Genomic DNA, 5,354 nt, shown 5'->3' with positions numbered 1-5,354 from the left:
AGTGCCCCGTCCCGCCGCGGCGGGACGGGGCGGCCTTCAGGCCCTGCCCTGCAACTGGGTGACCACGTTCTCGTTCTCCAGGGTGGAGGTGTCGGAGGTGATCTCCTCGCCCTTGGCGATCGAACGCAGCAGTCGGCGCATGATCTTGCCGGAACGCGTCTTCGGCAGCCCGTCCGCGAAGCGGATGTCGTCGGGCTTCGCGATCGGACCGATGTGATCGCTCACCCAGTTCCGCAGTTCCTTCACCACCTGCTCGGCGGCATCGCCGGTCGGCCGGTCTCCCTTCAGGATCACGAAGGCGACAATGGCCTCGCCCTTCACGTCGTGCGGTCGGCCTACCACCGCGGCCTCGGCGACCGCCTCGTGCGCCACCAGTGCCGATTCGATCTCCATCGTGCCAAGCCGGTGACCGGAGACGTTGAGCACGTCGTCGATGCGGCCCATGATCCAGATGTTGCCTTCCGCATCGCGCCGTGCGGAGTCTCCGGCGAGGTAGTACTTGCCGTCGAACTTCGGCCAGTAGGTGGACCGGTAACGGTTGTCGTCCTGCCACACCGTTCGCAGCATCGATGGCCAGGGCTTCTTGATCACCAGCAGGCCGCCCTGGTCGGGTCCGAGGCTCTCACCCTCTTCGTTGACCACGTCGGCCACGATCCCCGGCAGCGGGCGCGTGCAGGAACCGGGGACCAGGGTGGTCACGCCGGGCAGCGGGGCGATCATGTTGGCTCCGGTCTCCGTCTGCCACCAGGTATCGACCACCGGGCAGCGCGAGCCCCCGATCTTCTTGTAGTACCACATCCACGCCTCGGGGTTGATCGGCTCGCCCACGGTCCCGAGCAGGCGGAGCTTCGAAAGGTCGTACTGGTCGGGAATCTCGTCGCCGGCCTTCATCAGTGCCCGGATCGCGGTGGGCGCGGTGTAGAAGACGGTGACTCCGTGCGCCTGGCACATCTTCCACCAGCGGCCGGCATCGGGAACGGTGGGCACGCCCTCGTAGACGATCTGGGTCGCGCCGACCGACAGCGGGCCGTAGGCGACGTAGGTATGGCCGGTGATCCAGCCGACGTCCGCGGTGCACCAGAACACGTCCTCGTCGCGCAGGTCGAAGACCCACTCGTTGGTGATGATCGCGTTCAGCAGGTAGCCCGCGCTGGCATGCTGGATTCCCTTCGGCTTGCCGGTGGAGCCGGAGGTGTAGAGCAGGAACAGCGGGTGCTCGGCCTCCACCCACTCGGGTTCGCAGTCGTTCGACTGGCCGGCCACCGCGTCATGCCACCAGAGGTCACGTCCCTCCTTCATCTCGATCTCGTTGCCGGCGCGCCTGAGCACCAGGATCTTCTCGACCGAGCCCGCGCTGATGTCCAGCGCCTTGTCCACGTTCTTCTTCAGCGACACGACCCGGCCGCCGCGGGTGCCCCCGTCCGAGGTGATCATCAGCTTCGCGCCGGAATTGTCGATGCGGTCGCGCAGCGCGTCGGCAGAGAAACCGCCGAAGACCACCGAGTGGATGGCCCCGATGCGTGCGCAGGCCTGCATCGCGATCACCGCCTCGGCGATCATCGGCATGTAGATGACGACGCGGTCGCCCTTCTGCACGCCCATGGAGCGCAGGGCGTTCCCGAGCCTGCCGACCTCGTTGTAGAGATCGCGGTAGGTGTAGGTGCGGGTGTCCCCGGCCTCGCCCTCGAAGATGATCGCGGGCTTGTCGCCGCGCTCTTCGAGGTGGCGGTCGATGCAGTTGTAGGAGACGTTCACCAGCCCGTCGGTGAACCAGGCAAAGTGGGGTGCCCGGCTGTCGTCGAGGCCGACGCTGAAATCCTTCTTCCACGTGATCTTCTCGCGTGCCAGATCGCACCAGAAGCCCTCGTAATCTTCCTCGGCCTTCCTGTACAGGGCCTCCGCATCCGCGGGCTTCAGCCGCGCCCTGGCCACGAAGTCTTCCGGCGGCGGAAAGTGGCGTTCTTCATGCAGCGCGGATTCGATGGTTTCGCTCATCTGTTGCCTCCAGCATGGTTAGACTCTTGATCTTTTTTCGGGTCCGCCACCGCGGTGCCCGTATTGCTCCGGGCGCATTCACTGTGGCGCCCGTTCCCCCGTGACGCCAAGGTACAACCGGAAGACTGGATCATCACGAAGGCCCCGCCCGCAGACGGTTTCCGGCGGCTGCCCGTCGCGCAGGCAAGGCCCCTGGCCCGCACGCGGGACACCCGCTCGGGGATGAATTCCCGGCACGCGCCCCACCCGCGACAGCGGCCCCAGCCAAGGGCTGGGGCCAACCCCGAGAGCATAGCACGCGCATTCGCGATCGCCTCCGGCTGATCCGGCGCGGAGGGCGGTGCCGGCAGGGCCAGCCGGAGGCGCCAGGATGAGACGGGCGAGCGCCGGAGCGGTGATCCTCTCCCGGGGCCGGGGGAACGCGGCGCCGGCGTGTCCGGCGAATCCATTCCCGCCTGGGCCCTCCGCAAGGCCCCGGAGGCCCTCCCTGTCACCACAGCGGGCCCGGGCGATGCAGCACGCGGTGCAGCGGCAGCGGCTTGTCCTCGGCCCGGTGCGACACCTGCGCAGCGAAGAGTTCCGCAGCGGCCAGCGCGTCATTGAGCGCGTCGTGGCCCTTGTAGCGCGGCAGGTTGTAGCGTTCGCGCAGCGCATTGAGCCGCAGGCCGCCGGAGCGGACGGTCTCCTGCCGGCGCTCCATCTCGTCCTGCGCCAGGCGCAGGGTGTCCACGGTAGGGATCATGCAGGCAAAGCCGTATTCGCTCTGACAGGCCTGATCCAGGAAGCCGAGTTCAACCGCCGCGTGGTGGGCCAGCATCACGCGGCCGCCGAGCACCTCGAGAAACCGCTCCAGTGCCTCCCCCAGGCTGCCGCCGCGCGCCGCCTGATCGTCCGTGATCTGGTGGATCACGGCGCTGGCCTCGGGGATTTCCCGGGTCGGCCGCACCCGGCATTGCCCGGCCGTGTCGAGGCGGATCGTCAGTCCGTCCATCGCCACCCAGCCGATGGACAGGATCTGGTCCTCCGCGGGGTTCAGCCCGGTCGTCTCGAGATCCACGGCCAGGAACGGTGTTTCGCGGCAGTCGCTCGAGAGGTCCGGGATCCTGCCGGCGAGGTAGTCGCGCAGCGGTCCCGGAGGAACCCTTGCCGCGCGGCGCTGGCGGCGCCAGCAGAACAGCCTGGGCCCGGGGGGCTGAATCACAGCGTGCCCGTGGCGGCCAGCCGTGACCGCAGGTTCTTCTGCATCGTTCCGATCACCGCGAAGGCGTCCTTCAGGTGGGCGCGCTCCAGCGCCGACAGCGTCTTCGGCGGGATGTGGTTGTCGGGTTCCTCGCCGGCCTTCATCTGGTCCACCTGGTGGCGTGCGCGCAGGGTGAACAGCGTCTCGTAGGCATCGCAGAGGTTCTCGCCCGCATCCCGCGTGATCACGCCCGCGTGCACGGCTCCGGCCAGGCGGTCGAGGGTGTGCATTCCCGTGAGCCCCGCCTGGAAGGCATACACCTGGGCGAGGCTGGAGACCAGCAGGAGGCCCTGCTTCTTCACGTCCAGGGTGTCCGCCTGCTCGCCGGAGGGGACCAGCACCAGCTGCCGGAAGAAACCGAGCGGAGGCGAGCGGCGCAGTGCGTTGCGGGCCATCTGGGCCAGGAAGGGCGGCTGGCCGCCGACCATCGTCAGCGCCTCGGAGCGCAGGGGGTCGAACAGCGCGGCGTCGCCGTGAACCACACGGAGGTCGAAATAGTGGGCGGCCAGCATCGCCCGCTTCCTGTCCGGGGTGTAGGTGACGCGGCTGAACTCCTTGCGCCAGCCGCTGACACTGCGTCGCCAGTCGGCGTTCCGCGGCGTGACGCCGCCGGGGCAGTGCGGCAGTCCGCACGCGTCCAGGCCGTCGGTGACGAACTCCGCCATCCGGGTGAAGTACGCGTCCACCTCCCCGTCCTTCGAGTCCCCGTGGATCAGGGCGTTGTCCTGATCGGTATGCACCGACTGCTCGCGCCGCCCCTGGGAACCGCAGGCAAGCCAGGCATAGGGCACCGGCGGCGGCCCGAAACGGGCCTCGGCCAGCTTCAGCAGGCGCCGTGTCAGGGCATCGATCACCGCCGTGACCGCCTGGCCCAGGTGAAAGGCGGTGGCCCCGGACTGAACCAGCTGGATCTGCAGCTCCCGCAGCGAACCGGCCACCTGGCTGAGCGATTCGACGGACTCGCAGCGGCGGATGTCGCGGACCAGGTACACCGCGTTGGTGCCCTGGTGCCGGATCAGGTCGGTGGTCGAGATCAGTCCCACGGGCTGCCGGCCGGACATCACCGGGAGGTGGTGGATGTCCTGGCGGGACATCAGCAGCAGCGCCTCGAACGCGGGCGTCTCGCGCGTGACCGTCTGCAGCCCGCCGCTCATGATGTTGCCGACCGGCTCCTGCCGCGACCGGCCGGCTGCCAGGCAGCGCTTGCGCAGGTCGTGATCGGTGACGATGCCCACGAGCTCGTCGCCGGACATCACGATCAGGGCGGACACCTCCTGCTCCGTCATGCGCTCCGCGGCCGCCCGGATCGTCGACTCGGGGGCGATGGTGATCGGAGGGCGGGTGACCAGCTCGCCCACCGATACCGTCAGCACCCCGTGGCCGCGATTGCCCCCGGTCCGCCTCGCGGCCAGCGCCCGCTCCACGGGTCGGCGGCTGGCCCGGTCAAAGCGCTCCGCGAACGCGGGGTGCTGCTGCCGGAGCTCCCGTGCGTCGCGGCCCGGAAGCAGGTAGAACAGGGCATCCTCCACCACCCGGCCCGCGACCGGATTCAGGGGATCGACGTCCTCGGGCACGGCGAAGATGTCGCCTTCACCGAGCTTGTCCAGGAGTTCGTCCTCGGAATCCCTGAGGTCCACCGCGCCGGCGCGGACCAGCCAGAGGTCCGCGGCCTCCGATTCCGCCGGCGGGAAGGGGCTGCCTCGGCGCAGATACCGGACGCTCAGTGACTTCGGCAGACGGTCCAGGACCGGCTCCGGCAGCACCGCGTAATCCGGGCTCGTGAGCAGGAAGTCGCGGATTTCCTGAAGTTCGGCATCCATCCGCTCATGGATACTCCGGATGGCATCCCGGCGCAACGCTGCACTGCACAAAAAACGCCGGTAAAACAGTTCCTTAACGCCAATCCCCGCAGCCGGGACGGTGGGCCCGCTGCGCCCGGGACGGTGGGCCCGCTGCGCCCGGGACGGTGGGCCCGCTGCGCCCGGGACGGTGGGCCCGCTGCGCTTGGCCCACCCTACGCAGGGCAACCGGCGAACGGGGAGCTCGTAGGGTGGGCAAAACGAAGTGTGCCCACCACAGCCCCACGCCGGGGAGCAACCGGCGAACGGAGCCTGCCGGC

3 protein-coding genes are annotated in these 5,354 nt (G+C 69.1%); all 3 read right to left on the bottom strand.

The window, feature by feature from the left end; genetic code table 11:
* Positions 1 to 36: 36 nt before the first annotated feature.
* The 3 genes from acs to ACESMN_RS11525 all read right to left on the bottom strand — a co-directional run bounded on the left by acs (position 37) and on the right by ACESMN_RS11525 (position 5,055).
* Positions 37 to 1,995 (bottom strand): acetate--CoA ligase, encoded by a 1,959-nt coding sequence (gene acs, locus ACESMN_RS11535; protein ID WP_373053749.1) that lies wholly within the window; start codon positions 1,993 to 1,995, stop codon positions 37 to 39.
* A gap of 490 nt (positions 1,996 to 2,485) precedes the next feature.
* Positions 2,486 to 3,196: an exonuclease domain-containing protein gene (locus ACESMN_RS11530; protein ID WP_373053748.1), complete on the bottom strand. Its 711-nt coding sequence runs from the start codon at positions 3,194 to 3,196 to the stop codon at positions 2,486 to 2,488.
* Positions 3,193 to 5,055, bottom strand: coding sequence for a putative nucleotidyltransferase substrate binding domain-containing protein (locus tag ACESMN_RS11525; protein WP_373053747.1), 1,863 nt, complete (start codon positions 5,053 to 5,055; stop codon positions 3,193 to 3,195). Before ACESMN_RS11525 ends, ACESMN_RS11530 begins: the two co-directional genes overlap by 4 nt.
* Between the last annotated feature and the right edge of the window lie 299 nt (positions 5,056 to 5,354).

Source organism: Thioalkalivibrio sp. (genome assembly GCF_041690275.1).
GTDB lineage: Bacteria > Pseudomonadota > Gammaproteobacteria > Ectothiorhodospirales > Ectothiorhodospiraceae > Thioalkalivibrio.
The sequence above is the reverse complement of the archived record's forward strand: the minus strand, read 5'-3'. Positions and strand labels throughout refer to the sequence as shown.

Bases quoted from the DNA above. Each gene is read 5' to 3' on its own strand.
- acs (WP_373053749.1), bottom strand. From the start codon at position 1,995: ATGAGCGAAACCATCGAATCCGCGCTGCATGAAGAACGCCACTTTCCG.
- ACESMN_RS11525 (WP_373053747.1), bottom strand. From the start codon at position 5,055: ATGGATGCCGAACTTCAGGAAATCCGCGACTTCCTGCTCACGAGCCCG.